This window comes from Vibrio sp. Sgm 5 (assembly GCF_026241575.1).
GTDB lineage: Bacteria > Pseudomonadota > Gammaproteobacteria > Enterobacterales > Vibrionaceae > Vibrio > Vibrio jasicida.
The window spans coordinates 1-223 of record NZ_JAPHPY010000167.1 but is presented as its reverse complement, the minus strand read 5'-3'; the positions used below and the strand labels follow the sequence as shown (position 1 = coordinate 223).

Here is a 223-nt window from a genome sequence, read left to right as displayed (position 1 = left end):
CAGAGCTCAAGGCTGGTTAGAAGCTTTTGACACTTTCTATTGCCTTAAGTAGTTGGCAAAAATCGAAGCAATCTTGAGTGCTGCTAATTTCATAGTTTAGAGAGTGGGCATCTAAATGAACGGTTGCGACCAGCCGCGTTCTTTCAGGGGTCAGTTGAATGATGATTCGGTTGTTGACCAACCCTTGGTGATGTTGAGAGTATCCAATCTCCTTTGAGAATTC

1 protein-coding gene is annotated in these 223 nt (G+C 43.5%); it reads right to left on the bottom strand.

What is annotated here, in order from left to right; translation table 11 throughout:
* Positions 1 to 16 precede the first annotated feature (16 nt).
* The coding region (locus OQJ86_RS26540) for a hypothetical protein (protein WP_265992375.1) at positions 17 to 223 on the bottom strand (207 nt) is incomplete at its 5' end.